The sequence below is a fragment of the Patescibacteria group bacterium genome (genome assembly GCA_041675205.1).
Classification (GTDB): domain Bacteria; phylum Patescibacteriota; class Patescibacteriia; order GWA2-46-9; family GWA2-46-9; genus JBAYUF01.
Map to the genome: position 1 here is coordinate 219,694 of JBAYUF010000001.1, position 26,285 is coordinate 245,978.

The 26,285-nt window shown below is 49.4% G+C and carries 24 protein-coding genes; all 24 read left to right on the plus strand.

Features of this window, described 5'->3' with window-relative positions; all coding sequences use genetic code 11:
• Positions 1-28: 28 nt before the first annotated feature.
• The gene (locus tag WC052_01080) at positions 29-943 is read left to right on the plus strand and encodes a tRNA-dihydrouridine synthase (protein ID MFA7286243.1); all 915 of its coding nucleotides are present in this window, start codon (positions 29-31) and stop codon (positions 941-943) included.
• Positions 936-1,490 carry an alpha/beta hydrolase gene (locus tag WC052_01085; GenBank protein MFA7286244.1) on the plus strand — a complete coding sequence of 185 codons (555 nt, stop codon included), beginning with the start codon at positions 936-938 and terminating at the stop codon, positions 1,488-1,490. The genes WC052_01080 and WC052_01085 overlap by 8 nt, the downstream gene beginning before the upstream one ends.
• A gap of 291 nt (positions 1,491-1,781) precedes the next feature.
• The gene (locus WC052_01090; GenBank protein ID MFA7286245.1) at positions 1,782-2,789 is read left to right on the plus strand and encodes a hypothetical protein; all 1,008 of its coding nucleotides are present in this window, start codon (positions 1,782-1,784) and stop codon (positions 2,787-2,789) included.
• Positions 2,790-2,877: 88 nt separating this feature from the next.
• Positions 2,878-3,990: a glycosyltransferase family 1 protein gene (locus WC052_01095; protein ID MFA7286246.1), complete on the plus strand. Its 1,113-nt coding sequence runs from the start codon at positions 2,878-2,880 to the stop codon at positions 3,988-3,990.
• A gap of 35 nt (positions 3,991-4,025) precedes the next feature.
• Complete coding sequence (locus WC052_01100) at positions 4,026-4,961, plus strand: hypothetical protein (protein MFA7286247.1); 936 nt, start codon at positions 4,026-4,028, stop codon at positions 4,959-4,961.
• Entirely contained in the window at positions 4,958-6,073 is a 1,116-nt protein-coding gene (locus tag WC052_01105) for a hypothetical protein (GenBank protein MFA7286248.1), read from the plus strand. The genes WC052_01100 and WC052_01105 overlap by 4 nt, the downstream gene beginning before the upstream one ends.
• Positions 6,074-6,075: 2 nt before the next feature.
• Positions 6,076-6,630 carry a ribosome-recycling factor gene (locus WC052_01110; GenBank protein ID MFA7286249.1) on the plus strand — a complete coding sequence of 185 codons (555 nt, stop codon included), beginning with the start codon at positions 6,076-6,078 and terminating at the stop codon, positions 6,628-6,630.
• A 1-nt stretch (position 6,631) separates the two neighbouring features.
• Positions 6,632-7,735: a site-2 protease family protein gene (locus WC052_01115; GenBank protein ID MFA7286250.1), complete on the plus strand. Its 1,104-nt coding sequence runs from the start codon at positions 6,632-6,634 to the stop codon at positions 7,733-7,735.
• Entirely contained in the window at positions 7,729-10,629 is a 2,901-nt protein-coding gene (locus WC052_01120) for a hypothetical protein (protein MFA7286251.1), read from the plus strand. Before WC052_01115 ends, WC052_01120 begins: the two co-directional genes overlap by 7 nt.
• A gap of 100 nt (positions 10,630-10,729) precedes the next feature.
• Positions 10,730-11,992 (plus strand): aminoacyl--tRNA ligase-related protein, encoded by a 1,263-nt coding sequence (locus WC052_01125; GenBank protein MFA7286252.1) that lies wholly within the window; start codon positions 10,730-10,732, stop codon positions 11,990-11,992.
• Positions 11,989-13,050, plus strand: coding sequence for a rod shape-determining protein (locus WC052_01130; protein ID MFA7286253.1), 1,062 nt, complete (start codon positions 11,989-11,991; stop codon positions 13,048-13,050). The genes WC052_01125 and WC052_01130 overlap by 4 nt, the downstream gene beginning before the upstream one ends.
• Positions 13,051-13,062: 12 nt before the next feature.
• Positions 13,063-13,845: a rod shape-determining protein MreC gene (gene mreC / locus WC052_01135; GenBank protein MFA7286254.1), complete on the plus strand. Its 783-nt coding sequence runs from the start codon at positions 13,063-13,065 to the stop codon at positions 13,843-13,845.
• Positions 13,832-14,338, plus strand: coding sequence for a hypothetical protein (locus WC052_01140; protein MFA7286255.1), 507 nt, complete (start codon positions 13,832-13,834; stop codon positions 14,336-14,338). Before mreC ends, WC052_01140 begins: the two co-directional genes overlap by 14 nt.
• Positions 14,335-16,233, plus strand: a complete 1,899-nt coding sequence (mrdA, locus tag WC052_01145; GenBank protein MFA7286256.1) for a penicillin-binding protein 2 — start codon at positions 14,335-14,337, stop codon at positions 16,231-16,233. The genes WC052_01140 and mrdA overlap by 4 nt, the downstream gene beginning before the upstream one ends.
• Positions 16,234-16,270: 37 nt before the next feature.
• Positions 16,271-17,911: a hypothetical protein gene (locus WC052_01150; GenBank protein MFA7286257.1), complete on the plus strand. Its 1,641-nt coding sequence runs from the start codon at positions 16,271-16,273 to the stop codon at positions 17,909-17,911.
• Between the two features lie 2 nt (positions 17,912-17,913).
• Positions 17,914-18,933 (plus strand): ABC transporter substrate-binding protein, encoded by a 1,020-nt coding sequence (locus WC052_01155; GenBank protein ID MFA7286258.1) that lies wholly within the window; start codon positions 17,914-17,916, stop codon positions 18,931-18,933.
• A gap of 23 nt (positions 18,934-18,956) precedes the next feature.
• Complete coding sequence (gene trxB / locus WC052_01160) at positions 18,957-19,877, plus strand: thioredoxin-disulfide reductase (protein MFA7286259.1); 921 nt, start codon at positions 18,957-18,959, stop codon at positions 19,875-19,877.
• Positions 19,870-20,550, plus strand: a complete 681-nt coding sequence (gene rsmI, locus WC052_01165; protein MFA7286260.1) for a 16S rRNA (cytidine(1402)-2'-O)-methyltransferase — start codon at positions 19,870-19,872, stop codon at positions 20,548-20,550. Before trxB ends, rsmI begins: the two co-directional genes overlap by 8 nt.
• A gap of 126 nt (positions 20,551-20,676) precedes the next feature.
• Entirely contained in the window at positions 20,677-20,958 is a 282-nt protein-coding gene (locus WC052_01170; GenBank protein ID MFA7286261.1) for an HU family DNA-binding protein, read from the plus strand.
• 226 nt (positions 20,959-21,184) lie between these two features.
• Positions 21,185-22,687: a methionine--tRNA ligase gene (metG, locus tag WC052_01175; GenBank protein ID MFA7286262.1), complete on the plus strand. Its 1,503-nt coding sequence runs from the start codon at positions 21,185-21,187 to the stop codon at positions 22,685-22,687.
• Between the two features lies 1 nt (position 22,688).
• Complete coding sequence (locus WC052_01180; protein MFA7286263.1) at positions 22,689-23,219, plus strand: CvpA family protein; 531 nt, start codon at positions 22,689-22,691, stop codon at positions 23,217-23,219.
• Between the two features lie 15 nt (positions 23,220-23,234).
• Positions 23,235-23,810 carry a hypothetical protein gene (locus tag WC052_01185; GenBank protein ID MFA7286264.1) on the plus strand — a complete coding sequence of 192 codons (576 nt, stop codon included), beginning with the start codon at positions 23,235-23,237 and terminating at the stop codon, positions 23,808-23,810.
• A gap of 5 nt (positions 23,811-23,815) precedes the next feature.
• A complete protein-coding gene (locus WC052_01190) occupies positions 23,816-24,679 on the plus strand; it encodes a TatD family hydrolase (GenBank protein ID MFA7286265.1) in 864 nt (287 codons plus the stop codon).
• Positions 24,680-24,732: 53 nt separating this feature from the next.
• Positions 24,733-26,285: phosphoenolpyruvate synthase (gene ppsA / locus WC052_01195; GenBank protein MFA7286266.1), on the plus strand; the 1,553-nt coding region annotated here is incomplete at its 3' end.

A 26,285-nucleotide genomic window follows, 5' to 3' on the forward strand; every position in this document is an offset into this window, starting at 1 on the left:
AAGGCGCCCCTTTTTTGTACTGGCGCCAATGGCGAACGTCACTGATGCGGCGTTTCGACGGATTATTGCAACGTATGGGAAACCAGATGTTACCTACACGCAATTCGTTTCCGCTGATGGACTCTGTTCACCTGGTCGCAAGGTGCTTGTTCGTGATTTGGACTATGACGAGCGTGAGCGGCCAATCGTAGCGCAGCTTTTTAGTTCACAGCCAGAACGTATGCGGCAGGCAGCCAGTCTGGTGCGTGAGCTTGGTTTTGATGGGGTAGATATTAATATGGGTTGCCCAGACAGGAATGTAGAGAAGCAAGGTGCTGGAGCAGCGCTTATTAAAACGCCAAGCTTAGCGCTTGAACTTATTGCTGCTGCCCAGGATGGTGCTCAGGGTCTGCCGGTTTCCGTTAAAACACGCATCGGTTATAAAGAGAACGAGCTCGATTCGTGGTTGCCGCAATTATTATCGACAAAACCTGCCGCAATTATTGTTCATGCTCGCACCAGAAAAGAAATGTCGCGTGTGCCGGCACGCTGGGATGTGGTGGCTGACGCAGTTCGCTTGGCGGCTGGCAGCGGCACGTTATTAATTGGTAATGGGGATGTGGAAAGTATCACTCAAGGAAAAGAACGAGTAGCGCAGAGTGGCTGCGACGGGGTGATGCTCGGGCGAGCAATTTTTGGGAACCCGTGGTTGTTTAGTGGAAGAGAGGTGACAAACGTTGATGAGCGGATAAGAGCGATGGTAGAGCACGCTACATTATTTGAGGAACTGTTGGGGGATATAAAACCTTTTCATATTATGAAGAAACATTTTAAGTCGTATCTTGGAACTTTTCCCGGTGTGCGAGATTTGCGAGCTGAATTAATGAGGAGTTCAAATGCAGCAGACGTGAAGCGCATAATCATTGCATGGAAAGAAATACATACAGCGGCAACCTATGAGTAAAAAAAGAGTTTTTATAATTCATGGCTGGGAGGGGAGTCCAGACAATCATTGGTTTCCATGGTTGAAGCGCGAACTTGAGTCGCGTGACTATGTTGTAATTGCTTCGCAATTTCCAGGCGAGCAACATCCAGTGCTTGCTATGTGGTTAACTGAGTTATCTCGGATTGTGGGTGAGGTTGATAGTGAAACATACTTTGTTGGTCATAGTCTTGGGTGCATTACTATTTTGAAATATTTAGAAACAGTACCCGTTGGAACGAATGTTGCTGGAGCAATTTTAGTAGCAGGTTTTATAAGTTCATTAGGTATTCCTGAAATTGAAAATTTTATTGCAGTGCCAGTTGATGCAATGCGAATTCGGGCAGCCTGTTCAAAAATAGTTGCGTTTCAATCAACGAATGACGATTTCGTATCGCTGGCACACGGCGAGGTTTTGCGGGATGAACTTGGTGCAAAGTTAGTTGTTGTAGAAAACGCCGGGCATTTTTGCGCAGAGGATGGATATGAAAGTTTTCCAAGTTTATTAGAGAAGTTACTCGCGCTGTAACTTTTGTTCAATCTGGCTGCGTTCGCTAGGGATTTTCCTATCCCCATAGCGAAGGCACCACAGCAACCGCATTCTGGCATAGCTGTATTACTGGCCGTGCTGTATGACGAACAATTAAGTGAGGAGTTCACGGCCAGACTGTGCCAGAGTGCGATAGGTCGCGTAAGGGCCGGAGTGAGGGTGCCCCTTTTCTGTTTACTCTTTTGGGCAAGCAAAAGAGTAATGAAATATACCTTGACAATCCCACCCTTTTATGCAAAACTTCGCAGTTACCCAATAACCATATTCGCTATGAAAAAGCGTAGTGCAGCAACTATCATGACGCTCTTCCTCACACTCGTTACTGTGTTGGGTTTGTCTGCTGAACGAGTAATTGCCGCGCCGGTTGAGGCCGAGATGGTGAATGATGCAACTTGCAAAAAAGATGTGCGCACTGATACAACCGCTTTCGAGTCAGTAACCGAGGCAGAGGCGGGTGTTGTTGAAGTTTTGTTTCGGGTTCGCCCAACTATGAAAACGAGCGCTGTAGTAGTAGATGGAACCTATGACAGGATAGTTTCCAGATACTACGAAGCAAAAGTTACGAAGCAAAAAACTACGTACCGCTGTGTTGCAGAACGAGTGCTGAAGGATGGCCGTTTTGGTGAGCCGAGTCATCGGTTTGTGGAGTGGTATGACGGGAAAGGGAAGGGAGAACTCACTGTTACCTCGTACTACGAAGTTTTAGATAGTGAGCGGCCGTTGGCTGGTATTACTTTGTTCGTAGGGGCTTATACGGTATCGCTGTCATCGAACGACGCGAGTACAATTGGTCCACTTGAAAACTGGCAGGAAATTGATTTAGCAATACTGAGCGTTAAAATGCAGAACGCAACGAAGAAGTTGGCTGCAGATACTGCTCGCAATTTTGTACTTACTAATTATCTTGTCGGAGAACCTGAGGTGGTTGATATCTCGACGGGTTATGTGATTGGGCTCGAGCAATCAGGGGTAACGGTTATGGTAACTCCCGCCGAAGCTGCAAGCGTGCAGCAGCGTTTACTTTTGAAGAATAGTACTGGAAGTTTGCTGCGCAGTCGGGAAGAAAGAGTCTTGCACCATTATAGTGATTTCTACTTTTTCCCATCACTCGGCTGGGGTGGAGGTCATATCACTACCCGCACTGAAAAACATTGGGTTGGAGAATTGTTTACCACAGAAAAAGGAAAGTTTGTAGGTTCTCACTTCATGCTTGTCGAAGTAAGTCCAAGCAACAGCACTTCTGATTATTGGTTTACCGGTAAAGGCATAGTTCGTTAGTCTTCACCCTCGCTATAATTAACCGTACTGCGTACTGCGTACTGCGTACTGCGTACTGCGTACTGCGTACTTCTGCTATCCTTTGGCTATGACTATTGGTATTGATGCTTCTCGCGCCAATCGAACTCAGAAAACCGGGGTTGAGTGGTATGCGCATGACCTCATTGAGGCTTTAAAACGAGTTATCCCATCGACCGTGTCGGTTGTTCTTTATAGTGATACGCCGTTAGCGGGTCGATTAGGATTACTCCCAACACATTGGGAGAGTCGGGTGCTGGCTTGGCCACCAAAGCGACTGTGGACGATTTTGCGTTTGTCGTACGAAATGTTTAAGAGACCGCCCGATGTACTCTTTGTGCCATCGAGTGCACTGCCGCTCGTTACCCCGCGCCGCACAGTAACAACGCTACATGACATTGGTTTTGTGCAGGTACCCGAAGCGTACAGAGTACGTTCACGATGGTACCTTCGTTTCAACGCCTGGCGAACTGTTCGTCGTTGCAAGATTGTGTTGACCATTTCCACCTGGATGCAGCAGCAAATTAAAGACGTTTATGGCATTTCTTCCGATAGGCTTGTCGTGACTCCACTGGCAGCACGGGCGGCTGCAAGTACCGAGGATTCCGGCGCAGTTGCCATTCGATATGGCATTAAAGGGCCGTACTTTTTTTTCAGTGGTCGTTATGAGTATAAAAAAAATCTTGATACCATAGTGCCGGCGTTTGCTCGTTTTCGCGCGACCGACGCCAGTGGTCATTCATTAGTGCTGTGCGGTACCCGCGGCTATGGGGCCGCACTCGTGGACCGGGTACTTACTGTTGTTGGCCGTGAACGAGTGGTGGAACTTTCCTGGATTCCTGAAAGCGACCGGGCGGCACTACTCGCCGGCGCAACCGCGCTCGTATTCCCAACCCGTTACGAAGGTTTTGGGTTACCCATTTTAGAAGCCTTTGCTGCTGGCGTGCCAGTCATTACGAGCAGTAACAGCGCCACGGCCGAAGTAGCAGGTGAAGCAGCACTTCTTGTTGACCCATCATCTGTTCAAAAGATTACTGATGCCATGGCGCGTCTGGCTGAGGATTCTGCTTTGCGTGAACAGTTGATTGCAGCCGGCAAAATTAGGGTCGCTGCGTTTACGTGGGAGCGTACCGCACAGTTGACGTGGCGGGCGCTCATGCTTGCTGCAGTCGGTAAGGACTAAGACGGTTTTGATTGGTACTTTGCTATACTATAAGAATGAAAGACAGTATTGGACAAAAGGCCTGGCGAAATTACTTTGAACGTGCCCATAAGCAACATGCCTTAACCCACGCCTATCTGTTTATTGGTCCAGCGCAAAGTGGTAAGGGGATGTTTATGACGTGGCTGGCCGGGTTACTATTGGGTTCTTCGCCTCTTGAACATCCTGATTACGTTGTACTTTCGCAAGATGAAGCGACCCTCGTTACACCGATTGAGAACGTTCGGACGTTTATGCGAATCCTCGAGTTGTCGCCGATAGCAGGGGAGTATAGAGTTGCGGTTATTCAAAATCTTGAACGGCTCAGCGTACAGGGGTACAACGCACTACTGAAGACACTAGAGGAGCCACCTCGACACGTTATTTTACTAGTAGCAGCAGAAAGCCTTGACCAACTTCCGGCGACGGTGTGCTCGCGATTACAAATTTGTCGTTTTCGACCAACCCCACGGGCTGAACTGGCAAAGGCGTTGCAAGCTGCTGGCGCAACGCCACCTCAGGCGGACAGCATGGCTGCGGCAGCTATGGGGCGTGTCGGCGCAGCAGTTGGGTGGCTTCATCAACCGTCTGAGTTCGCTCGTCATCAGGCAGAGGCAGCGCTGTTTGCAAAACTTTTACGTCAGCCGATTGGCGATAGGTTCGCATACACCGAAACTATTGCAAAAGAAGCGGCGTGTACTCGTATTGAACTTGATCGATTATTGGGACATTGGTTGATTATACTCAGGGATGTTGCGTTGACTGCTTCGAATCAGCCGGGGCTTGTGGCCAGTCCGTACTTGAAAGCAGATCTAGAAGTAATTGCTCGTGCGGCATCGATGAAAGAATGGCTCTTGACGATTCGGTCACTTGAGCTTGCTCGAGAGCGAATTCGTACGTATGCTAACCGACGGCTTACCTTGAACACATTTTTTCTTACCATACCTCTATGACCTCACGTCTTTGGCAGCAACGTTTACTGTTTGCCGCCTTGCCGTTTTCATTATTTTTGGGTGGCTGTATCACAGACTCTCTTTTTGGTGGTGGAACTGCGGAGCCTGTGGCGCCGGCAGGTGTCTATCGTTCAACTGATCACGGTGACACGTGGGCAACAGTGAACCAAGTGCTAACCGTTGGGGGTGAACGTTTGACCATGGACGACGTGAATGTTCGAGCTATCACCCTTGATCCAACTGATAGACAAACAGTGTACGTTGGTACCTCTGGCAATGGTTTGTACTACACCTATGACGCTGCGCGGCGCTGGTGGCAATCTGGGCCAATACGCAGCGGTTCAATTAATGCCATTGCTATTCCAAACGATGTTGCCAAACGGTGCACTGTTTATCTTGCTTCGGCGAATAGAGTATTAAAGACGATTGATTGCGGACGATTTTGGGAGCAAGTGTATTTTGATACCCGAACCAATGAACTCACCAAGAGTTTGCTTGTGCACCAGAAAAATCCAGACACTGTGTTTATAGGAATGTCGACTGGTGAAGTGCTCCGTAGCAAAGATGCAGGCACGAGCTGGGAAACGGTGGCCCGCATGCAAGGTTCGGTTATTCAATTACTCTCGGCGCCCTTAAATCCAGAATTACTCTACGCACTTGTGGCGAAAAAGGGCGTATGGGTATCAGAAGATGGTGGCACTACCTGGACTGACGCGGGTGAAACCATGAAGAAAGATTTTAAAGGGTCGGAGGTAGTTACTGCGGCAGCGATTGATACGTCTCGACCCGACACGTTTATTGTGGCGTCTAAGTATGGCTTAGTGCGGACAACCGATGCTGGTAAAACCTGGGTGGCGCTTTCTCTGTTAACGCCAACGGGTAAAATTACCATTACTGACGTGGCGCTTCGGCCAGATAACAGTAGTGAGTTATACTACACAACGCCGACGACATTTTATCGTTCTTATGACGCTGGTGGTACGTGGGAAACACAGCCATTACCGGCTATAAACGCTAATGCCAAAATTATTGTTGACCCTAAGGTTAACGGCTTACTGTACTTAGGTATTGCTCGCATCGTGCAGCAGCAAGAGAGTCTCATTGGATTTTAGCTATGCAGCCAATCGTTACCGATAGTCGTAAAGAATTTGAAAGTGCCGTGGAGCATATGGGAAGCGAGCTTCAAGCTATACGAGGGAATCGGGCACACCCGAGTATTGTTGAAAATATAAAAGTCGTGGCGTATGGCAGCGAAGTGCGACTCAAGGAGATGGCCACCATCACCGTGCCAGACGCACGAACATTGCAGGTGCAGCCGTGGGACAAGAGCGTGTTGAAAGATATGGAGCGGGCCTTGCAACAGGCTGAACTGGGCATGGGTATAAAGAATGATGGGTTAGGTATACTGCTTTCTTTGCCGTCGCTCACCGCTGAGACCAGAGCGCAGCTCGTCAAAGTACTTGGCCAGAAATTAGAAACTGGTCGTGTTCAAGTTCGTCAGGTACGAGAACGGGTTCGGGAGGCGGTGGCGAAAGCGGAGCGTGAAAAGGAGCTGACTGAGGATGATCGTTTTGCGGCCAATAAAGATATTGATGAGTTAACGAAAGAGTATTTAGCACAAATTGAAGCAATGGCTGAACGAAAAACCACTGAGATAAATACCATTTAATATGACTGGTGCTGTCGCATTTATCTTTGCGCTCCTTCTCCTCATTCTCGTGCATGAGTTTGGGCATTTTATAGTTGCTCGATTGTCTGGTGTGGCGGTGGATGAATTTGGTTTTGGTTTCCCGCCGGCGATTCGGCGCTGGCAAGTAGGTAAGACGGTACTTTCTTTAAATTGGTTGCCATTTGGTGGCTTCGTTCGTTTGAAAGGTGAAGATGGTGAAGATCAGTCGCTGGATAGTTTTGGCGCCCAACCAGTTTGGAAGCGGTTTAGTATTGTTGCCGCTGGAGTAGTAATGAATATGCTGCTCGCGCTCGTTCTTTTTACGGCTGTGTTTACAGTTGGCGCTCCTCAAGATATTACGGCCGGAATTCCGAATGGTGCAACCGTAGAGAATATTCGGCAGCAAGTTGTTGCGGTACTGCCAGAAAGTCCGGCCGCTGAGGTGCTAACACCAGGGGAAACAATAGTAGCGATTGATGGCACTGCCTTCGAGAGTGTTCAAGACTTGCAAGTTTATGTACGCGAACACGTCGATCAGCCGCTATCAGTACTTGTTGCTACCGCTCAAGAAAAAACCACCCGCATCGTTACCATTACCCCGAAGGAACTTAGTGTGGCCGGGGCGACGACTCCAGTTGTTGGCATGGGTGTGCAACTGGCCGTCATAGCGGACGTACAATTTCCAATTTGGCGAGCGCCATTGATAGCGGCCGAGACCTTATGGTCACAACTTTCGGCTATCGGCACTACCTTGTCGACAGCGCTCATGAATTTGCTCAGAGGCGTACCGAGTACCGTTGATATTGCTGGCCCCATTGGTATTGCGGCGGTGACGGGTTCAGTGGTGTCACTAGGGCTCCCGACATTCATACAATTTGTTGCGCTCCTGTCGCTTAATTTAGCCTTTGTTAATTTACTACCCATTCCGGCATTAGATGGTGGCCGGATGGCGTTCCTAATAATTGAAGCTGTTCGACGTAAACCGGTGTCTGCGATTATTGAAGCTCGCTTCCACCGTATTGGTTTCGCAGCCTTACTCTTGCTCCTCTGTATTGTTACCTATGCCGATATTGGTCACCTCATTCGGTTCGGGAACGTATGGTAAATCGGTATACATCAAGCATTATCCTCAGCATCGGCCTTCTTTTTGTTGGCTTTGTGATTGTGCGGCCAGCGCCAGTTCGTGCCGCCTCATTATTTGACGCATCAGTGGAAATCGTTCGAGATGGTTCCGGTAAACTTTTTGGCGTGGTGAATGGTCAATGGCACCATTTCCGCTCACTGGATATTTTTAAGTCGTACGCGTACACCGGGAAGACTATTAGAGAGGTGACCACCGAAAAGACGGCAACGGTACGCTATATTATTTCCTCTCTTGGCTCACGAGTGTATCAGGTTGATGAAGTAACTGGTCAGAAACTTTGGTTTCCAAATGAAGCAAGCTTTTTGAATGCTGGTGGCAAGTGGAATGAAATCGTGCGGGTGAGTGGAGAAGATAGTCGCGCCTATGAGAACGCCAGACTAGTAAAATCGGCCGATGACGCAGCGGTATATTTTTTGGATATAGCGCAGGGAACGCGAGCATTGATTGGGAGTGCCGAAGATTTTTTAAAGGCTAATTTTCAGTGGCATAGAATACTTACCGTGCCACCTAGTTTACTTGCCGCCTATCGTGACGTTGGCATGTTTGATGCGTCGACACCAGTAGAACCACTGCCGACAAACAACAGTACCGGTCTGCAGGTTGAGTTGCGCACTATTGTAGCGAGCGCCATACCCACAGGCACAGTGCGAAACGCGGTCGCCACGCTTTCATTGAAGGCTGCTCAACAATCGGTGGTGGTTACGGGTGTCACGCTCACCAAGCAAGGATTCTTACCGGACAATTATTTTTCCGGCGTGAGTCTGAGCGACGAAGATGGTGTGCTATTGGGGCGTCCGCAGCGCTTCGCCGATGGTCGTGTTCAATTTTCATTTGGTAACGGAATTTTAGTTGATGCCAGTGGAAAAGCACTAACCGTAAACGTTGATACGACGAGCGAAGTTGTGGCTGGTGCTCAAAGTAGTTTTACCCTAAGTATTCAAAAATCATCCGACATTCAAACAGCCCAGGCCGTGTCGGTTCCCGGGACCTTTCCCTTAGTAACCACCAGTATCGGCGTTATAAACGGCGTAAACCGCATTGGTGGCTTAGTGGTTGACTCGGTGGTTTTGAGTACGGGCATGAGGGATATTCGGGTTGGAACGAAGAGTCAAGATTTAACTCGATTCCGAGTAACCGCCAGTGGAGGTGAGGCAGTGCTCTTGAAGTCCATTGTGCTTCATGGGGTGGGTAGCGCTGCGTTTGGAGATTTTACTGGTTATAAATTTATTGACGACAATAACAAAGTGGTGGCGACCGGTTCCAGTAAGCAGGCTGGTTTATTGCTCATGACATTTATAAAGGACTATGCGATTGGCGCTGGTGAGTCAAGGACACTAACCCTGCGTGCTGATGTTGTGGGTGGGGGAGAGAGGACAATGCAATTTTTGATTGAAAACGATTTTGACGTCTACGCTACGGGTAAGAGCTATGGCTATGGCCTTGCCACGTCGGCCGCAGCCACGGAAAATGGGTTTCCCGTTGGGAATGGTAGCGCCTCATCTTCATTTAACACGGTTCGTTTAATCGGTGGTGATGTGGTCGTGGCGCTTTCTGCTAAGAGTCCAAGTGGGGCAATTACTCGAGGTACCTCCGAAGCAGTGTTGGCACTTATTGAAGTGCGAACGACTGGTGAGGCGGTGCGTTGGGATCGACTTGATTTGCAACTGACAACCACGGCGCCGCATACGGCACTTTTGGAGTCTATCCGTTTGAGGCCGGTTGGGGGTAGTGCCGTTGGAACCATCAACAGTGCGGCGGTGCTAAACAAGCCAGCAACCTTGACTCTTACTTCCAGTGCAATCATCTCGGCGAGTAAGTCCGTTGTGTATGAGGTGGTTGGACGCGTGAGTGAATCAGCCACTGCAACTGATAGCTACATGCTGACAATTACGAATGCGCATTTTACTGTTTCGGGAAAAACAGAAACACGGACCGTTACCGGACCGATAGTGAGTGCTGTGCGGCCAGTGCGGGAGGTGTCGCTACTCGTGCGCAACGACCCACAGTTTACTGATGTGGCAGCGGTCGCCGGACAAGCAAAGGTGAAAGTTGGTCGATTAACGTTTCAAGTGGGGGCTGGCGAAGATGTACGTATTGCTGAAGTCTCACTTGAGCCGGTGGGAGGAAGTCAGTTGCGTTTCAGTGAGGGGTTTGCCAATTTGAAGTTGGGTCAAGCGACGATCGCAACGCCGAGCGGTGGTACGTATCGTTTTTCTCTCTCCACGATTGTATATGCTGGTCGGGAGACTGACCTCGATATATATATTGATACAACCTTGGCGGCAGCGAACACTGCAGTGCAGTTCCGAGTAGCTGATGTTGTTGCGTATGGTCGAACCTCTGGGGCACGTCTTAGTGTACCTATTGGTGATACTACGACGCCGGCCGTTTTGTTTAAGAAGAGTGAGCTCCTTATTGCTACGGACGCAACATTTACCGGCGGGTCTCGCCAAGGCGGCAAGGGAATAGTTGTTGGTCGCTTTGTGCTGTCGGCCAGCGGTTCTGAGGACATCAGAATTGATGGCATTACCGTATCAGAGGCCGCTGGTTCGAGCGGTATGACGGTGACTCGTGGGTATAAGAATTTGAGATTAGTGGATGCAGAAGTAAACCGATCAAGAAGCCGGACGCAGATTAGCCCCGTCGGCGGTAGCGGTGGCGATCGATTAACAGCCGGGCCAACATTAGCACCCAATCAGCGTATGGTGCTTAATATTGTCGTTGATGCGGAGCAAGTTTCTACTGATGACCACCTGCAATTGATTGTTCGAGGTGTAGAGGGTAGCGGACGAGATTCTCGACTGATTCTTGGTGCCGCTGGTGTACCGTTGTTATTACCCGAAGTGACTTTCTAACATCGACTCATCATTCATCCCCTTTTTGACGGGGGACAGGAAACTCCGTACAATGACTCGACTGTACGGAGTTTTTTGAGTTTAAGAGACTAATCAGTATATGCGTCAAACTGCACTCTTCGGAAAAACATTGCGCACAGCACCTAAGGACGAGCAGAGTGTTAACGCACAATTGCTTGAGCGTGGTGGCTACGTGCAAAAACTCATGGCCGGCGTTTATTCGTATTTGCCACTTGGTTTTCAAGTTCTCAAACGTATCGAAGCTATTATTCGAGAAGAGATGGAAAGTATCGGCGCCCAAGAGCTTTTACTGCCGGCGCTGCATCCAAAAGAGAACTGGGTGGTGACTGGGCGTTGGTCGGGACCAGATCCATTGTATCGTGTGCAGGATGAATCAGGGAGAGAGTTTGCCTTAGGCAGTACGCACGAGGAAATTATTACACCGCTCGTTGGTCGTGATATTGCTTCGTATCGCGATCTTCCCTTCGCGCTTTACCAGTTTCAAACAAAGTTTCGAGCGGAACTTCGCGCTAAGTCTGGCGTGCTGCGTGGTCGAGAGTTCATCATGAAAGATTTGTATTCTTTTCACGCATCCGAAGCCGATCTTGATAGTTATTACGACAAGGTTTTAGCAGTCTACCGCCGCATTTTTGAACGTACCGGAATTGGCGAAGCGACGTTGCTGACGTATGCGTCTGGTGGAACGTTCGCCAAATATTCTCATGAGTTCCAAACCCTGACCGCTGCTGGCGAAGACACAATTTATGTTTGTGATACCTGCCATCTCGCAATAAATGAAGAGATTCTAGCTGATCAACCAGCGTGTCCAACATGCAAGGCGCCAACTGCCGGTTTGCGACGTGAAAAAGCAATTGAAGTCGGTAACATTTTTAAGCTCAAAACGAAATATTCAGCACCGTTTGCTGTGCACTATACTGACGAGCATGGTGTTGCGCAGCCCGTCATCATGGGTTGTTACGGTATTGGCCTCGGCCGTTTGATGGGTGCCATAGTTGAAGTGCATCACAATGACGCTGGCATTATCTGGCCGGCTGCGGTCGCGCCGTTTGATTGTCATGTGATTGCGGTTGGGGGAGATGCAACAATTTTGTCCGCAGCAGAGCAGCTTTACAATGAGCTGCGCCAGCGCGGTGTACGGGTGCTGCTTGATGATCGTGACCTTACTGCTGGCGCAAAATTCGCTGATGCGGATCTTATTGGTATACCACTGCGGCTCGTTGTGAGTGCTAAAACAATCGCTGCCGGGAAGCACGAGTTGCGTAATCGTGCGACAGACGAAACAGAAATGATTGCAGCCGACAGGGTAGTGGCAGAAGTCGTTCGGAGAACCCTAGGCGTATGAGCTTCCTCAATAGACTCCTCGGGCGGGTAGCAAAGGATATTGGTATTGATCTTGGCACCGCGAATACGCTCGTGTACGTAAAAGATCGCGGCATCGTTATTAACGAACCATCGGTTGTGGCGGTTAATAATCGGACTGATCAGATTCTGGCTGTTGGTCATGAAGCGCAGCGCATGGTCGGGAAAACTCCGGCCCATATTTTGGCCATTCGACCACTGGTTGATGGCATTATTTCTGACTATGAAGTAACCGAGAAGATGTTGAAGTATTTTATGGAGAAAGTACGCCGTGAGCGTTTCAGTCTACTGCAACGACCACGGGTCGTTGTATCAATTCCAACCGAAGTTACCGAAGTAGAGCGTAAGGCCGTAGAAGATGTTGTTCGTTCCTGCGGGGCACGAGAAGTCTATCTGGTTGAACAACCTATGGCCGGTGCGATTGGTACACGTCTGGCGGTGCAAGAGCCTACTGCCAACATGGTAGTAGATATTGGCGGCGGGACAACGGAAATCGCGGTCATTTCACTGGCGGGCATAGTGACGACTCGATCACTGCGGCTGGCCGGGGACGAACTTAATAAGAATATCGTGCAGTTTGCTCGTGAGCAGTTTAATATTTTACTTGGTGAACGGGTGGCGGAAGAAATAAAAATTAAAGTTGGCTCAGCAGCGCCGTTGGATGTTCCGCTCGAGACAACAATGCGCGGTCGAGATTTAGTGAGTGGTTTACCAAAAGAAGTCATCGTAACAGATACACAAATTCGTCAGGCTATGGCTAAGACGATTCGCACAATGATTGAACACATTCGTGCAATTCTTGAAGTAACACCACCGGAGTTAGCGGCTGATATTTACGAGCGAGGCATCGTGCTACTAGGTGGTGGGGCACTCCTTAGGAATCTGGACGTGGCCATTAGTGAAGCGACCCAGATTCCAGTTCGTATTGCTGACGACCCACTCACTTGTGTTGTGCGCGGTACCGGTATACTGCTTGATAACTTTGAATTTCTGCAGAACGTTGCTATCCCGTCATCGCAAGAATTGCCGTACGGGGCCTAGTGCTAGGTCGGTATGCAACGTCGAACACTCGTTGTCCTGCTCGTAGGAATTGTGCTGGCCTTTCTTATTGAAAGTGTTCCAGCGGTACGTCTTCGAGTTCATGGGCTGCTTAGCTTTACAACTGGCATTGAAACGTGGTTCGCATCTCGTCTTGTAACGCCAGGTTTTCTCATGGGTGAAACAGATGCCCGGATAACGAATCTTGAGCAGCAGGTTGATGCTTTGGCAGTGGACGCGGCACGGCTACGGCAACTGACTGAAGAGAATGAAGCACTGCGGGCGCTTACTGGTTTCTCGAACGTCGCTGGGATTCGTACCGTGACAGCGCTTGTCATTGGACGTGACCCTCGTGATCCACAAACCGTGCTTCGCCTGAATGCTGGATCAAAAGTTGGTGTTCGTGAAGGTGCTGCGGTTGTCTCACCGCACGGCAATCTTATCGGTATTGTCGCATCGGTCACCCCCACGGTAAGTACGGTTCGTTTACTCACAAGCCATGGGCTGGCTATACCGGTCCGTGTTCCCGGGAAGCCAGGTGTGTTCGGTTTACTACAAAGTCGAGACGGCTTATCACTTTCGGTTGAGCAGATTGCGAGAGCTGAACCGGTTACCGTTGGGGATGTAGTGATTACCAACAGTAGTGCACTCGGCCTACCAGCTGCCATACCGGTTGGCGTGATTGCAGCGGTTCGTTCTACACCAGAGGCGCTTTGGCAGGAAGCAACTATTTTTCCGTTTACCACGACGGCAACCGTACACATTGTAAGTATATTGGTCCCCGATGAGACACCGTAATTTGCAACTGCTTCTTTCTCTCTTTTTCTTTGGCTTACTGCCAGCAGTGCAGTCTTCGCTGTTCGGTTACTATGCCATGCCCCCGCTCTTACCACTTTTTTCTTATGCTGGCCTTTTGTTCCTTCCTACGATGATCGCGGTTATTGTGGGAATACTTGGTGCGACCTGGTACGATATTGCATTTTCATTGCCAACGTTGACCAGCGTTGCGAGTGTAACGGCTTTGCTGCTTTCATACATTGTACTGTCGAGGCTACTTACGGGTAGCACTTTTGTTGCGGCCCATGCTCGAGCACTCGTTTCTTACGTGAGCTATAGTGTCGTATTGTGGGTCATGAGCCTTGTGTCTAACCGAGTCTATCCAAATGGAATTACTGGTGAACTCTCTATTCTGGGTAGCATCATCGGTTATGTGCTGTTGGCCTCACTTGTTGAACTTGTTCGACGTCGACAGCAAACGGAACAATTATCACTACCTTTCTTTCAACGATGAATCCATTTCCTCGTTTTATAAATAACGCTACGGTTAGCCGTCCACAAAACGTGTGGGTTGATGCTGATTTGGCCGCTACTGGTTCGCAATATCTTGGCCACCCGTTAACCGCTCGGCAGCGCATGGTCGTTGGCATTATTTTGATAGCGACCGTAGCTATTATGCTTGGTCGTGCCGCGCAGCTCCAGCTTTTTCATGGCGCTGCATATAGGGTTTTGGCAGAAGGTAATCGTATTCGAACCTATACAACGTTAGCTCCTCGGGGTGTTGTCTATGATCGTTATGGTATTGCGTTGACCGAAAACACGCCGCAATTGTCAGTGGCGTTAATTCCGTTCGACGTACCACGAGATGAGCCGGCGAGAGCGCAACTATTTCAACACGTAGCGGCGGCTGTTCAAACGGATCCGAGTATTTTTTTCGATAAGTGGAATGGGTTTTCGTCAGAGCAACGACGTAGCGTAGAACCGTTTATTGTTATTCCGAACGTGGAAGTTGAACAGGGATTACAGTTGCAAGCCATGGCCCCAGCCTGGCCGGGCATTGTTGTTTTAACAACCCCTCGTCGGGACTACATTGCGTCACGCGACGGACTATACGGTCTTAGTCATGTTGTTGGCTACGTGAGCCGCGTTGGTGACGGTGAGTTATCAAGTGAACGTGGGTATGCTCGGAGTGATATTGTTGGCAGAAGTGGAGTTGAGCAAGCATACGAAACCTATTTGAAAGGGACGAATGGTCGGCAGGAAGTTGAAGTTGATGCGCTTGGTGCGCTGCAGCACATCTATGCCGAAGTAGCACCAACGCCGGGTAATAATGTCTGGCTGAGTATTGATAGTGAGTTGCAGCAGGTACTTGAAGCAGCAATGCTCAGTGGTCTTGGCCGAGCCAAAGGGCAACGCGGTGTTGGCGTTGTGCTTGATCCGAGAAATGGCGAGGTGCTTGCTTTGGCCAGCTATCCGGGGTTTGACGCCAATATGTTTACAGAAGGAAATAATGGCTACGCGGCGTTGGCCGCAGATCCTAATCAGCCGCTGTTTAATAGAGTAGTTCAAGGGCGATATCCTTCTGGTTCCACCATAAAGCCTTTTGTGGCGGCGGCGGCGCTTGAAGAAAAAATAATTACTCCACTTACTTCTTTTTTAAGTACGGGTGGTATCTCTGTTGGGCAATGGTTTTTTCCTGACTGGAAGGCGGGTGGTCATGGGCAGACTGATGTTCGTAAAGCTATAGCCGAGTCAGTAAACACGTTTTTCTATATTATTGGTGGGGGATACGGTGATCAGCCAGGATTGGGGATTGAAGCGCTTAGCGCGTATGAAGCTCGTTTTGGTTTCGGGGCAGTAACGGGCATTGATCTTCCTGGTGAAGTGAGCGGACTACTCCCAACACCGGCATGGAAAAAAGAAGTGAAAGGTGAATCTTGGTATATTGGGGATACGTATCACGCCGCGATTGGTCAAGGAGACGTTTTGGTAACGCCATTGCAGATAGCAGCAGCGACGGCCATTCTCGCAAATGGTGGTAAACGTATTACGCCACACGTGTTGTATGAAGTTGAAGGGCACAGCGATAGGAAACCGCCTACCGAAATTATTGGAATCGGTCTTACCGAGGACACCGTGGCAGTGGTTCGAGAAGGTATGCGGCGCACGGTTACTGATGGCAGTGCTCGTTCGCTTGGCACGCTGCCTATTACTGCGGCAGGAAAAACCGGTACGGCCGAAGTGGGTGGTGACATAGCGACACATGCATGGTTTAGTGGCTTTGCCCCCTATGAGAACCCACAGCTCGTCATCACTATTCTATTGGAAAACGTAGGTGAAGGAAGCAGTTTTGCTGTTCCGGTTGCGCGTGATGTCCTTACCTGGTGGGCGGCGCATCGCGCCGAGTAGGGGTCGCCGTTTCTCAAAGGTGGTATATACTACTCGTATGCCGATGTCTTCACTTACAAAGCATGACGAAATTACGCAGCAAGAGAAAAAAAGCAATGCGCTGGCTAAGCCAGTCGCTGATTTTCTTTTGGCTTTAAAAGCTGATACGGGTGGGGGTCCGCGTGCCAAGGAGGGTGAGCATGCCATTCACGTTTCGTCAGTTGTTTCGCAGGCCGCTCAGTTTTATGAACGGCTACGATATAGTGTTGACTACCACGAAGATCACTTGTTACGACGTCACGCGCTTGAACGTATGCTTCGTCGACGATTTGACACAGGCTCCGTTGAATCGAGTGCGAGGTCTTTTTTGGTTGAATTAGTTCATGCACGATATTTAAAAAATGATGAAGTACCCGAAGCCATCATTCCGTACGTCCAAGAGTTTCTTGATAGATACGCAGCTGTATTAGCTGCTGCGGAGGCTGCTCCATTGAAAGACGCTCGTGCTGTAATTCATTGGCTGCATGGTATAGCTGCCGCCGAGCTTGATGCGTTTCTCTCTCCAGCACCAGAAGAGGCGGCTCTTGTTCATTTGGTTCGAGCAACGCTTGCGCAAGATAAACCACTTGCCGCTTGGCGCTTATCACATGAAGAGCTCCCAACCCTTGAATTTGTCGCTGCATATCGGGCGCTCTTCTCGCTTGATTTACCAAAAATTCGCTACCTGTTGCTTTGCCGCATGCTCCCAGATTGGAAGAAATTGTCGGTGGCTGAAGTGGCTAGTGTATTACCTGAGTTACTCCGACTACGGCAGCGAATTGAAACAGCAATTGTGCACCCCGCTGGTGAGCAACTGTATAAGGTGCTGCGGCAGCGCTCACTTATTTTTCATGCGCTTCATGATGCGGTACGTGACGATATCAGTGGCGCAAACTCGCTACTCCTTGATGACCATCATTTTACTTCAGTGGTGCAAGAACGGTGCCAGCAGTATTATAAGGCTGCTCGGGGTCGCTTATATAGCTCGGCTGTTCGGTCGACGCTCTATATTTTTATCACTAAGATGCTGGCGGCGTTACTCCTGGAGGGTCCAATTGAGGCGTTCTTTTATGGTCATGTGGCAACTGCACCATTGCTCATTAACCTTGGTTTTCCACCATTGCTGATGCTTCTCCTCGCAGTGACCACTCCGTTTCCAAAAGATTCGAACACAGAGGCAGTGCTTCGGCATCTCGAAACCATACGTTTTGGTGGTGAGGCACGTATTTTGCCACAGCTAACGCCACCTGGTCGGTCTTCAGCTGTTTCCAGTGGTGTATTGTCAGTTGTATACTTCTTCGTATTTGTTGCTACTTTCGGAGCGATTGCTACAGGTTTACAGCGAATCGGCTTTACGATGATAAGTATCGCATTTTTTCTTTTCTTTCTTAGTGTTGTTTCATTCTTTGTCCTTCGAGTTCGACAACCAGTTAGAGATCTATTTGTAGAACGTCGTCGTGAACATATGTTAGCAGCAGTTGTCGATCTTTTTTCACTCCCGGTATTAACTGTCGGTCGCTGGATTTCTTTGACCTCGGCTCGTTTCAATGTTTTCCTCTACTTCTTTGATTATTTCCTTGAAGCACCCATCAAAGCGTTCCTCTTGGTAACCGAAGACGTGCTTGGTTTTTTTCGAGAGAAACGGGAGGACATCGTATAAGTATGGTGCGTTTTCTTGGTAGTTTAGGGACAGCAATAATTGTCGGACTCTTTGCTACCTTTGCCTGGCAATCATATATGCACGCTCGTTTACCAAACGAGCTGCGAGTTGGCGTTACCTCACTCGCGACCGGGCAACTTATCCATGCTGTTGACTTGCGAGATAATTTTAGCGCTAGGAATTTGCGGGTTACAGTTGTCACTGTTGAAAATGAGGATACGTTGCTTACGATGCTCTCAGCCGGAACGATTGACGGAGCTGTAGTATCCATGTCCGCTCCAATTGTTTTACGTAGCCGTGGTGTTGCGACGAAGGTAGTGGCAAGCATGGATTATTCGGCCGGGAGTGACGCGATTGTTGCTCATGGCGACATAACTCGGGTCGCGGATTTGGCTAACGCGCAAATCGGGTATGGGTCTCAGGGAAATGATGTGGTGCTGCTACGCGAGGCACTTCGTCGGGGAAAAATTAGCACAGTTGAAGGTCATAGCATCGTGCAACCTATGTCAGACTCGGCGAATGCGTTTGTCGCCGGTGAATTAGATGCGGCAGTGCTCACTGATCCGTATCTCGGTCAGGCCTTGCGACGAGAGAATAGTCGCGTACTCTTTTCAACGAGAGAAACGCCAGGGCTTCTGCCTACCGTCATTATATTTCGTACAGTCGTGCTGGAAACAAAACGGCCGCAGGTTGGTGCTTTTTTGGCAGGCTGGTTTGCCACCATGGACGATTATGAGACATCCTCAATACTTCGCCGTCGGCTCTTAGCAGTTGTGGCGGTTGCCACCGGTCAAACTCTGGAAGGAGTCAGTGAGGCATTGAATAACCGTCGATTATCCACATTTGCAGATAATGGACTCGCCTTTACGCATTTTGGTGACCCAGTGTCCTTGTATACCAGCGCCGAGCGATTTTTTGTGGCGCTTAATGTGGGAAGCTTTGACGCAGCTGCGGTTGACGCACTCTTTGATCCGTCGTTTGTTCGGGGTGGCTTACGAGCCTTTGGTAAAGTGGAGAAGTAATACTTGTTCATCATGTACATACTATGAGCACACAGGAATCGTTGATTGTCATAGGTTCTGGTCCGGCTGGACTAACTGCGGCTATTTATGCGGCTCGTGGTGGGCTCTCGCCACTCGTTATTGCCGGCCCGCAACCTGGCGGCCAACTAACTATTACCACTGATGTTGAAGATTTTCCTGGTTTTCCAGATGGTATCCAGGGACCAGAATTGATGGATCGTATGCGACAGCAAGCGACGAGATTTGGCGTTCGATTTATCGATAGCTCTGTTACGGCGGTTAACTTTCAGCGCAAACCATTTGCAGTGATGGTAGGGGAAACACAGTATGAGGCTCGTGCCGTTGTTATTGCTACTGGCGCGTCAGCCAAATGGTTAGGGCTAGAAAGTGAGCAGCGATTGATTGGCCACGGCGTTTCAAGTTGCGCCGTGTGCGACGGTTTTTTCTTTCGAGGGAAGCCGATTGCCATTAACGGCGGCGGCGATACGGCTGCCAAAGAGGCGTTGTACCTCGCCAAAATATGTGAGCGAGTGACCCTTATTCATCGTCGGCCTGAGCTTCGCGCTCAGCAAGTGCTTCAAGATCGTTTGCGGGCAACGCCAAACATTGATCTTCGTTTAGGGTATGAGGTGGAAGAGGTGCTCGGGGACACAACGGTAACTGGTGTCCGTATTCGCGCTACTACGGGCGAGCAAGAGACGGTGCTGGTGAGTGGCTTCTTTGTTGCTATTGGCCACATTCCAAACACAGTTCCTTTCTGTGAGGCGGTTCGCTGCGACGCGGCGGGTTACATTCTTAGTGAAGATGGTGTACACACCAGCGTGCCGGGCATTTTTGTTGCTGGCGACGTTCAAGACAGACTCTATCGACAAGCGGTTACGGCGGCTGGCATGGGCTGTCGAGCGGCCATGGAGGCAGCTGAGTATCTCGAAACACATGACTAAGCTGTACGTAGTAGCGACGCCCATTGGCAACTTGGGGGACATAACCATTCGCGCCCAAGAAGTGCTGAAAACTGTACCAGTCGTCCTTGCTGAGGACACACGTCGAACGCGAACGTTATTGTCACACCTTGGCGCGCATCCAAAATTGGTTAGCTACCATCAGCACACCAGTCCGGCTAAGAGCAAAGCGCTCGTCCGTTTACTTGAGCAATCAGATGTGGCGCTGGTAACAGATGCGGGCACGCCTGGCATCGCTGACCCTGGCGGGCAGTTTGTTGCTGCTGTTGTTGAAACGTATGGCGATAGTGTTCAGGTTGTTCCTCTCCCTGGTGCCTCGGCCTTAGCTGCAGCGGCGTCGATAGCTGGTTGTTCAATGGATCGGTTTGTTTTTGCTGGCTATCCACCCCATAAGAAGGGTCGAGCAACTTTTTTTGACGGTGTGGCGACCCATGCAATGGCAGTCATTTTTTATGAATCGCCGCATCGAATTTCAAAGGCATTGCAGGCAGTGGCTGAACGGCAGCCGGAGCGACAGATTGTTGTTTGTCGCGAATTAACTAAGCAATTTGAGACTATTCAACGGAGTTCGGCTCGCGAAGCCGCAGATCGTATTGCTGACGGTGAGCATCGGGGTGAGTTCGTTGTCGTGCTTCACCCAGTGGGAAAGGAATAGTAGATTTGCGGGCATTTTTGCTTTTCGCTATACTGTTTGAAAGACTGGGGACAAGAAGGGGCTATACGTTTGGTATCCCGTTCCCATCCCAGCGATATTTATTTTCTTACTCAATTTGTATCGCGTATGGCGAAAATGACAAAATCACAAGTTCTTCAGGCGCTCGCCGAGAAGACTGGTGTTAGCAAGAAGGACGTCGGTGCACTCGTGGAGGCCATGACAGACCTCGCGTACCGTGAGGTTAAGGTGAACGGTGAATTCCTGGTGCCTGGTATCGGGAAGCTCGTGAAGGTCCACCGCAACGCGCGGATGGGTCGAAACCCAGCGACGGGTGCTGAGATACAGATTCCAGCCAAGACCGTGGTTAAGTTCCGAGTGGCGAAGGCCGCCAAGGACGCAGTTCTTTAGGGAGCGAATTTCCTTTTTGCGATTTCCATCGTTGCGACCTCTGGTGCTCGCCGCTGTACCGATATGTACAGCTTACTGCGCTCCTCGTTCGCGTCTTGGAACTCATCAAAAATCTAAATTCACCACGCAACAGCCGCCTTAACGGGCGGCTGTTGTAATTGAAGTAAAATCAAAAAAAAGCTAGCATAGAGCAGACGATGCAGTTGCTGATTTCATAATACATTTCATGAAGTATCTCGTTACAACACCAATCTATTACGTTAACGACAAGCCGCACATCGGTCATGCGTACGCGACGTTCGCCGCTGATGTACTGGCTCGCTATAAGCGTATGTTTGGGGTGCCGACCTATTTCTTAACTGGTACAGATGAGAATTCCCAAAAAAATGTGGAAGCTGCCGGTGCGAGCGGGACATCTGTTTTGAATTACGTCGATCAGATGTCGGCATTGTGGCAGCTCACCTGGGATGAACTTGGTATATCGAACGATGACTTTATACGGACAACTGAATCGCGTCATCGCGTGGGTGTCGAAAAGTTTTGGCGTACGGTGTCCGCCAAGCCCGACCTCATTTATAAAGGTACGTATGAAGGACTATACTGCGTTGGTTGCGAAGCTTTTTATCGGGAGAGTGATTTAGTTGACGGAAAGTGTCCGACGCATGACCGAGTCGCAGAATTAGTAAAAGAAGAGAATTATTTTTTTCGGGCCAGCCGCTTTCGAGAGGCGCTGCTGGAACACATTGAAAAGCATCCAGAATTTATTTGTCCAGAAGCACGGCGGAATGAGGTTGTTAGCTATATTACGAATCACTTAGAGGATTTTAGTATCTCGCGCCCCAATAAGCAGTGGGGAATTCCGGTTCCAGGGGACGATTCTCAAACAATTTACGTTTGGTTTGATGCGCTGCTTAATTACATGACAGCGGTTGGGTACGGCACCGACGAGCAGCGTTTCAAAGAGTGGTGGCCAGCTGAACTTCATATTGTCGGTAAAGACATTATTAAATTTCATTGTGCGCTTTGGCCTGCCATGCTACTCGCCGCTGATTTGCCACTGCCGCGCCAGGTCTTTGCTCATGGCTTTTTTACTATCGATGGGCGGAAGGTTTCGAAATCAACGGGAAACGCAATTGATCCAAAAGATTTAGTTGAGACCTACGGCGTTGATGCCGTACGGTATTTTTTACTTCGAGAAATTCCATTTGGCGGTGACGGTGACTTTTCCATTGCACGTCTGGCGGCGCGGTATGATAGTGATTTGGCGAGCGGCTTGGGTAACCTCGTGCAGCGAGTGACCACATTAGCCGCTCAGGCGGCCACGCTGCCAGTTGGTACTAGTGTGGCGGCTGCTGTAACGAAACAGATCAGCTTGTATCACGAGGCGATGTCTACTATTGCACTCAGTCGAGCATTGGAGATTACCTGGGAGACTATGCGGCTGTGCGATCAGTATCTAGAGGAAAAAGCACCCTGGAAATTGCGCACTGATCCCGCGAAGGCTGAGGCATTCTCCGAAATTATGGGCGAGATGGTTGAGGCAGTGCGGCTCATTAGTTGGATGGTACTACCGTTTATGCCAAGCACGGCTCGTGCTATGCTTACGATGATTGGTCATGAGAGTGACATGAATCGGTCAGCCGGGGAAGCAATGCAGTGGGGCGCACATACTGGTCACGTGCAGGTGAGGAAACCACAGACGTCACTTTTTCCTAGATTCACAGCTTAATATGACTTCATTTTTTGATTTTTTGACGTTCGATTTCGTTTTGCTCATCGTCCTCCTCGGATTTGTGGGGTGGGGATTTGGGCACGGCTTGATTCGAGCGGTCGGCGGCATCATCGGCATCATCATTGCCGCCTTTTTAGCTAGTCATTACTATCTATGGTTGGCTGACATCATTGATGGTTTATTCGGTTCGTTTCAAGGCCTCGCGCGCATTGTCTCTTTTACCCTTATCTTCCTTGTGGTTGGAAGATTGTTTGGCTATGTGGTTCTCCTCATTGAAAGAGCGTTTGATATTTTGGCATTCTTGCCATTCCTCAAAAGCATTAATCGATTAGCGGGCGCACTTTTTGGTTTCATTTTTGGAGTGCTCGTTCTCGGTACCTTACTGTATGTCATTGGAAAGTATTCACAGTGGACGACGTTAAACGATGCGGCCGCGACTTCGCAGTTAGCTCAGTACGTTTTGTCATCGTCCGCAATTCTCCGACCACTTTTCCCTGATGCCCTTCGACAGTTACAGTCGTATTTCTAATCGCCGGTACATTTTATGCGGGTGATAGTCGTTGGCGATACGGCTTCTGGAAAGTCTAGTTTTTTGAAAACTGTAGCCGCAAAAGAATTTACCGTTCAGTTTGAAACATTTCTGCCCACTATTCATCCGCTAATTTATTCAAACCTTTTTGCACGGCGTGCGGCTTTTACTTCATATTATGCTAATCGAGACCTGGACATTTGGACCAATACGGTAAATCCAGTTTTTTATGAGTATAGCGTTCATTCTATGAAGGCATTTAACGAGGCCAGTATGGCGGCTGGAGAGTTGAACAAAAAGCAGTTTGAAGCGCTCGAACAATTACGAGGTTCAGTTCTTGATTTTTTTCCTATAGCAAAAGACGATGTCGTCCTACATTTCTTATGTAGTCGAAAGGTAAGCAATGAACGTGTTTTAGCGCGAGACGGCAATAAACATCTAAAGAGCCAAAAGTATTTCGATATTTTTCGCTCCTCTTTAGAAAAGGAATTTTCTAGTTGTTGTAAATATTTTGCTATCGACACAACAACGTTAACCGTCAGCGATGTTTACTCCATGGTAGTAAGTAAGCCTCTTCGTTGGTTGTCGTAAAGTATATGCTTTTTGATTCACACGCTCATCCTCATTTTAGCGCCTATCAGAACGATTCAGACGAGGTTATTCGTCGGGCGCTGGATGCCGATGTTGGCATGCTACTGGTTGGTACGCAGCAAGATACCAGTGCAGCGGCCGTTGCCGTTGCCGAGCGTTACAACAACGTCTGGGCAGCCATCGGGCTCCATCCGATTCATACAACCGATGGCTATTTTGATCCGAATGAAGAAACGAGTGCTGAACTGATTGGCGGCACATTTAAGCGGCGAGCCGAAACCTTTGACGCGACCAGTTACCGCGCCTTAGCCGCATCCTCAAAGAAAGTAGTTGCTATTGGCGAGGTGGGGCTCGACTACTACCGCCTAGAAGGGGATATGGCTACGCAAGCATGTATCAAAGAGACGCAGCGGCGGGTATTTGCCGAGCAAATTGCTTTGGCCGCAGAGCTCAATTTGCCACTCGCTATTCACTGTCGTGATGCACATGGGGATGTCTTTGCGATGCTCAGAGATGCCCAAGCGAAAAATCCTAAAGTGCGGGGTGTTATTCATTGTTTCACTGGTACGCCGGCAGAAGCTGAGCAGCATCGCTCCCTTGGTTTTCTCATATCTTTTTCAGGGATTGTGACGTTCGCCCGTGAATGGGATGAGTATATTCGTTCACTTCCGCTCGATGCCTTTCTTGTTGAGACAGACTCTCCCTATTTAGCGCCGAAACCATACCGAGGGAAAAGGAATGAACCCCGCTACGTTGCCGAAACAGTTGCACATATTGCCAGCTTGCGAGGAGAGCTGGTGGAAGTGGTAGCCAACGCAACTACGCAGAACGCTGAAAAATTATTTGGCGTTCGTTTGGCGGCTTTATAGCTTCAGACCCCGACAGTTTGCTATACTGAATTCATTATTAATTATTCATACACATGACTCCACGCCTCGTTATACCGTTTCGTGAACTTCGTATTACTGACGTACCGAAGGTTGGCGGGAAGAATGCGGCCTTGGGAGAGCTTTTTTCTGCGCTTGTGCCGAAAGGCATTTCTGTACCAGATGGTTTTGCGGTGACCGCGGACGCCTATCGGTTGTTCCTCAAGGCGAATCATCTAGATGAAATTATTGCTAACGAGCTGAAAGGTTTGAATACTGCGAAGCTTAGCGACTTACAGCGCTGCGGGCGAAGAATTCGTAAAATGATACGCAAAGCGCGCGTACCGGCAGAACTAGCAGCGGCAGTGCGTGCTTCCTATGCAACTTTTGAGGGTGAGTTTGGTAAACACGTTGATGTAGCGGTTCGTTCGTCGGCCACGGCAGAAGACTTGCCGGGTGCATCGTTTGCTGGTCAACAGGAAACGTACCTCAACATTCGCGGAGCAGACAATGTGCTCGATGCTATGCGTCGCTGTTTCGCGTCATTATTTACTGATAGGGCTATCTCTTACCGAGTGGATAAGGGTTTTGATAAGACGGCCATTGCCTTGTCGGTTGGTATTCAAGTTATGGTTCGCTCTGACATGGCGTCGAGCGGCGTTGCCTTTACCGTGCATACCGAAACAGGTTTTGAAAATGTCGTTGTTATAACGGCAGCGTACGGCCTTGGGGAAATGGTGGTGCAGGGGCAGGTGAATCCAGATGAGTTCATTGTTTTTAAACCGACTTTAGCCGCGGGCAAAAAAGCTATTATTGAACGTAAGCTCGGCAGTAAGGAAGTTAAGCTAATTTATGCCAAGTACGGCACAAAGCAGGTAGCCGTTCCAGCTGCTGAGCGCGTACAGTATGCCTTGAGCGACAAGGAGGTACACACGCTTGCAAAGTGGTGTGTGCAGATAGAGGCGTACTTTTCAAAACGAAACGGTCATTATCAGCCAATGGATATCGAGTGGGCCAAAGATGGTAAAACCGGGAAACTCTACATCGTGCAGGCGCGACCTGAAACCATTCACGCCACGGCTGACGCTCGGGTGCGCACGGAGTATGTACTGAAAAAAGCAGGCCGCGTTATTGTTACCGGTATCGCTGTCGGCTCGAAAATCGGTGCTGGAAAAGCTCGGGTCATAACAAGTGCCCGTGGTATGAGCACGTTTAAACCAGGCGAGGTTTTGGTAACTGAAATTACAGATCCGGACTGGGAGCCAATAATGAAAATCGCCTCTGGTATCGTTACCAACAAGGGGGGCAGAACGAGCCACGCAGCAATTGTATCGCGAGAGCTAGGTATTCCGTGTGTCGTCGGTACTGAGGTGGCAACGAAGCGCATACCGGCCGGTAAACCAGTTACGGTTGATTGCTCGTCTGGTGAGGAGGGTCGCGTTTATGCAGGGAAATTGCCGTTTGTAATTACTGAACAAAAACTTGACTCCATACCAGAGACACGAACCAAGATAATGGTAAATGTCGCTTCGCCTGACGACGTTTTTCGATTCCATACGCTTCCGGCTAAGGGTGTCGGCTTAGGGCGATTGGAGTTTATAATTGCCAG

Excerpts from the sequence above, each read along its gene's own strand:
- WC052_01080 (MFA7286243.1), top strand. The coding sequence starts at position 29 with ATGGCGAACGTCACTGATGCGGCGTTTCGACGGATTATTGCAACGTAT.
- WC052_01085 (MFA7286244.1), top strand. The coding sequence starts at position 936 with ATGAGTAAAAAAAGAGTTTTTATAATTCATGGCTGGGAGGGGAGTCCA.
- WC052_01090 (MFA7286245.1), top strand. The coding sequence starts at position 1,782 with ATGAAAAAGCGTAGTGCAGCAACTATCATGACGCTCTTCCTCACACTC.
- WC052_01095 (MFA7286246.1), top strand. The coding sequence starts at position 2,878 with ATGACTATTGGTATTGATGCTTCTCGCGCCAATCGAACTCAGAAAACC.
- WC052_01100 (MFA7286247.1), top strand. The coding sequence starts at position 4,026 with ATGAAAGACAGTATTGGACAAAAGGCCTGGCGAAATTACTTTGAACGT.
- WC052_01105 (MFA7286248.1), top strand. The coding sequence starts at position 4,958 with ATGACCTCACGTCTTTGGCAGCAACGTTTACTGTTTGCCGCCTTGCCG.
- WC052_01110 (MFA7286249.1), top strand. The coding sequence starts at position 6,076 with ATGCAGCCAATCGTTACCGATAGTCGTAAAGAATTTGAAAGTGCCGTG.
- WC052_01115 (MFA7286250.1), top strand. The coding sequence starts at position 6,632 with ATGACTGGTGCTGTCGCATTTATCTTTGCGCTCCTTCTCCTCATTCTC.
- WC052_01120 (MFA7286251.1), top strand. The coding sequence starts at position 7,729 with ATGGTAAATCGGTATACATCAAGCATTATCCTCAGCATCGGCCTTCTT.
- WC052_01125 (MFA7286252.1), top strand. The coding sequence starts at position 10,730 with ATGCGTCAAACTGCACTCTTCGGAAAAACATTGCGCACAGCACCTAAG.
- WC052_01130 (MFA7286253.1), top strand. The coding sequence starts at position 11,989 with ATGAGCTTCCTCAATAGACTCCTCGGGCGGGTAGCAAAGGATATTGGT.
- mreC (MFA7286254.1), top strand. The coding sequence starts at position 13,063 with ATGCAACGTCGAACACTCGTTGTCCTGCTCGTAGGAATTGTGCTGGCC.
- WC052_01140 (MFA7286255.1), top strand. The coding sequence starts at position 13,832 with ATGAGACACCGTAATTTGCAACTGCTTCTTTCTCTCTTTTTCTTTGGC.
- mrdA (MFA7286256.1), top strand. The coding sequence starts at position 14,335 with ATGAATCCATTTCCTCGTTTTATAAATAACGCTACGGTTAGCCGTCCA.
- WC052_01150 (MFA7286257.1), top strand. The coding sequence starts at position 16,271 with ATGCCGATGTCTTCACTTACAAAGCATGACGAAATTACGCAGCAAGAG.
- WC052_01155 (MFA7286258.1), top strand. The coding sequence starts at position 17,914 with ATGGTGCGTTTTCTTGGTAGTTTAGGGACAGCAATAATTGTCGGACTC.
- trxB (MFA7286259.1), top strand. The coding sequence starts at position 18,957 with ATGAGCACACAGGAATCGTTGATTGTCATAGGTTCTGGTCCGGCTGGA.
- rsmI (MFA7286260.1), top strand. The coding sequence starts at position 19,870 with ATGACTAAGCTGTACGTAGTAGCGACGCCCATTGGCAACTTGGGGGAC.
- WC052_01170 (MFA7286261.1), top strand. The coding sequence starts at position 20,677 with ATGGCGAAAATGACAAAATCACAAGTTCTTCAGGCGCTCGCCGAGAAG.
- metG (MFA7286262.1), top strand. The coding sequence starts at position 21,185 with ATGAAGTATCTCGTTACAACACCAATCTATTACGTTAACGACAAGCCG.
- WC052_01180 (MFA7286263.1), top strand. The coding sequence starts at position 22,689 with ATGACTTCATTTTTTGATTTTTTGACGTTCGATTTCGTTTTGCTCATC.
- WC052_01185 (MFA7286264.1), top strand. The coding sequence starts at position 23,235 with ATGCGGGTGATAGTCGTTGGCGATACGGCTTCTGGAAAGTCTAGTTTT.
- WC052_01190 (MFA7286265.1), top strand. The coding sequence starts at position 23,816 with ATGCTTTTTGATTCACACGCTCATCCTCATTTTAGCGCCTATCAGAAC.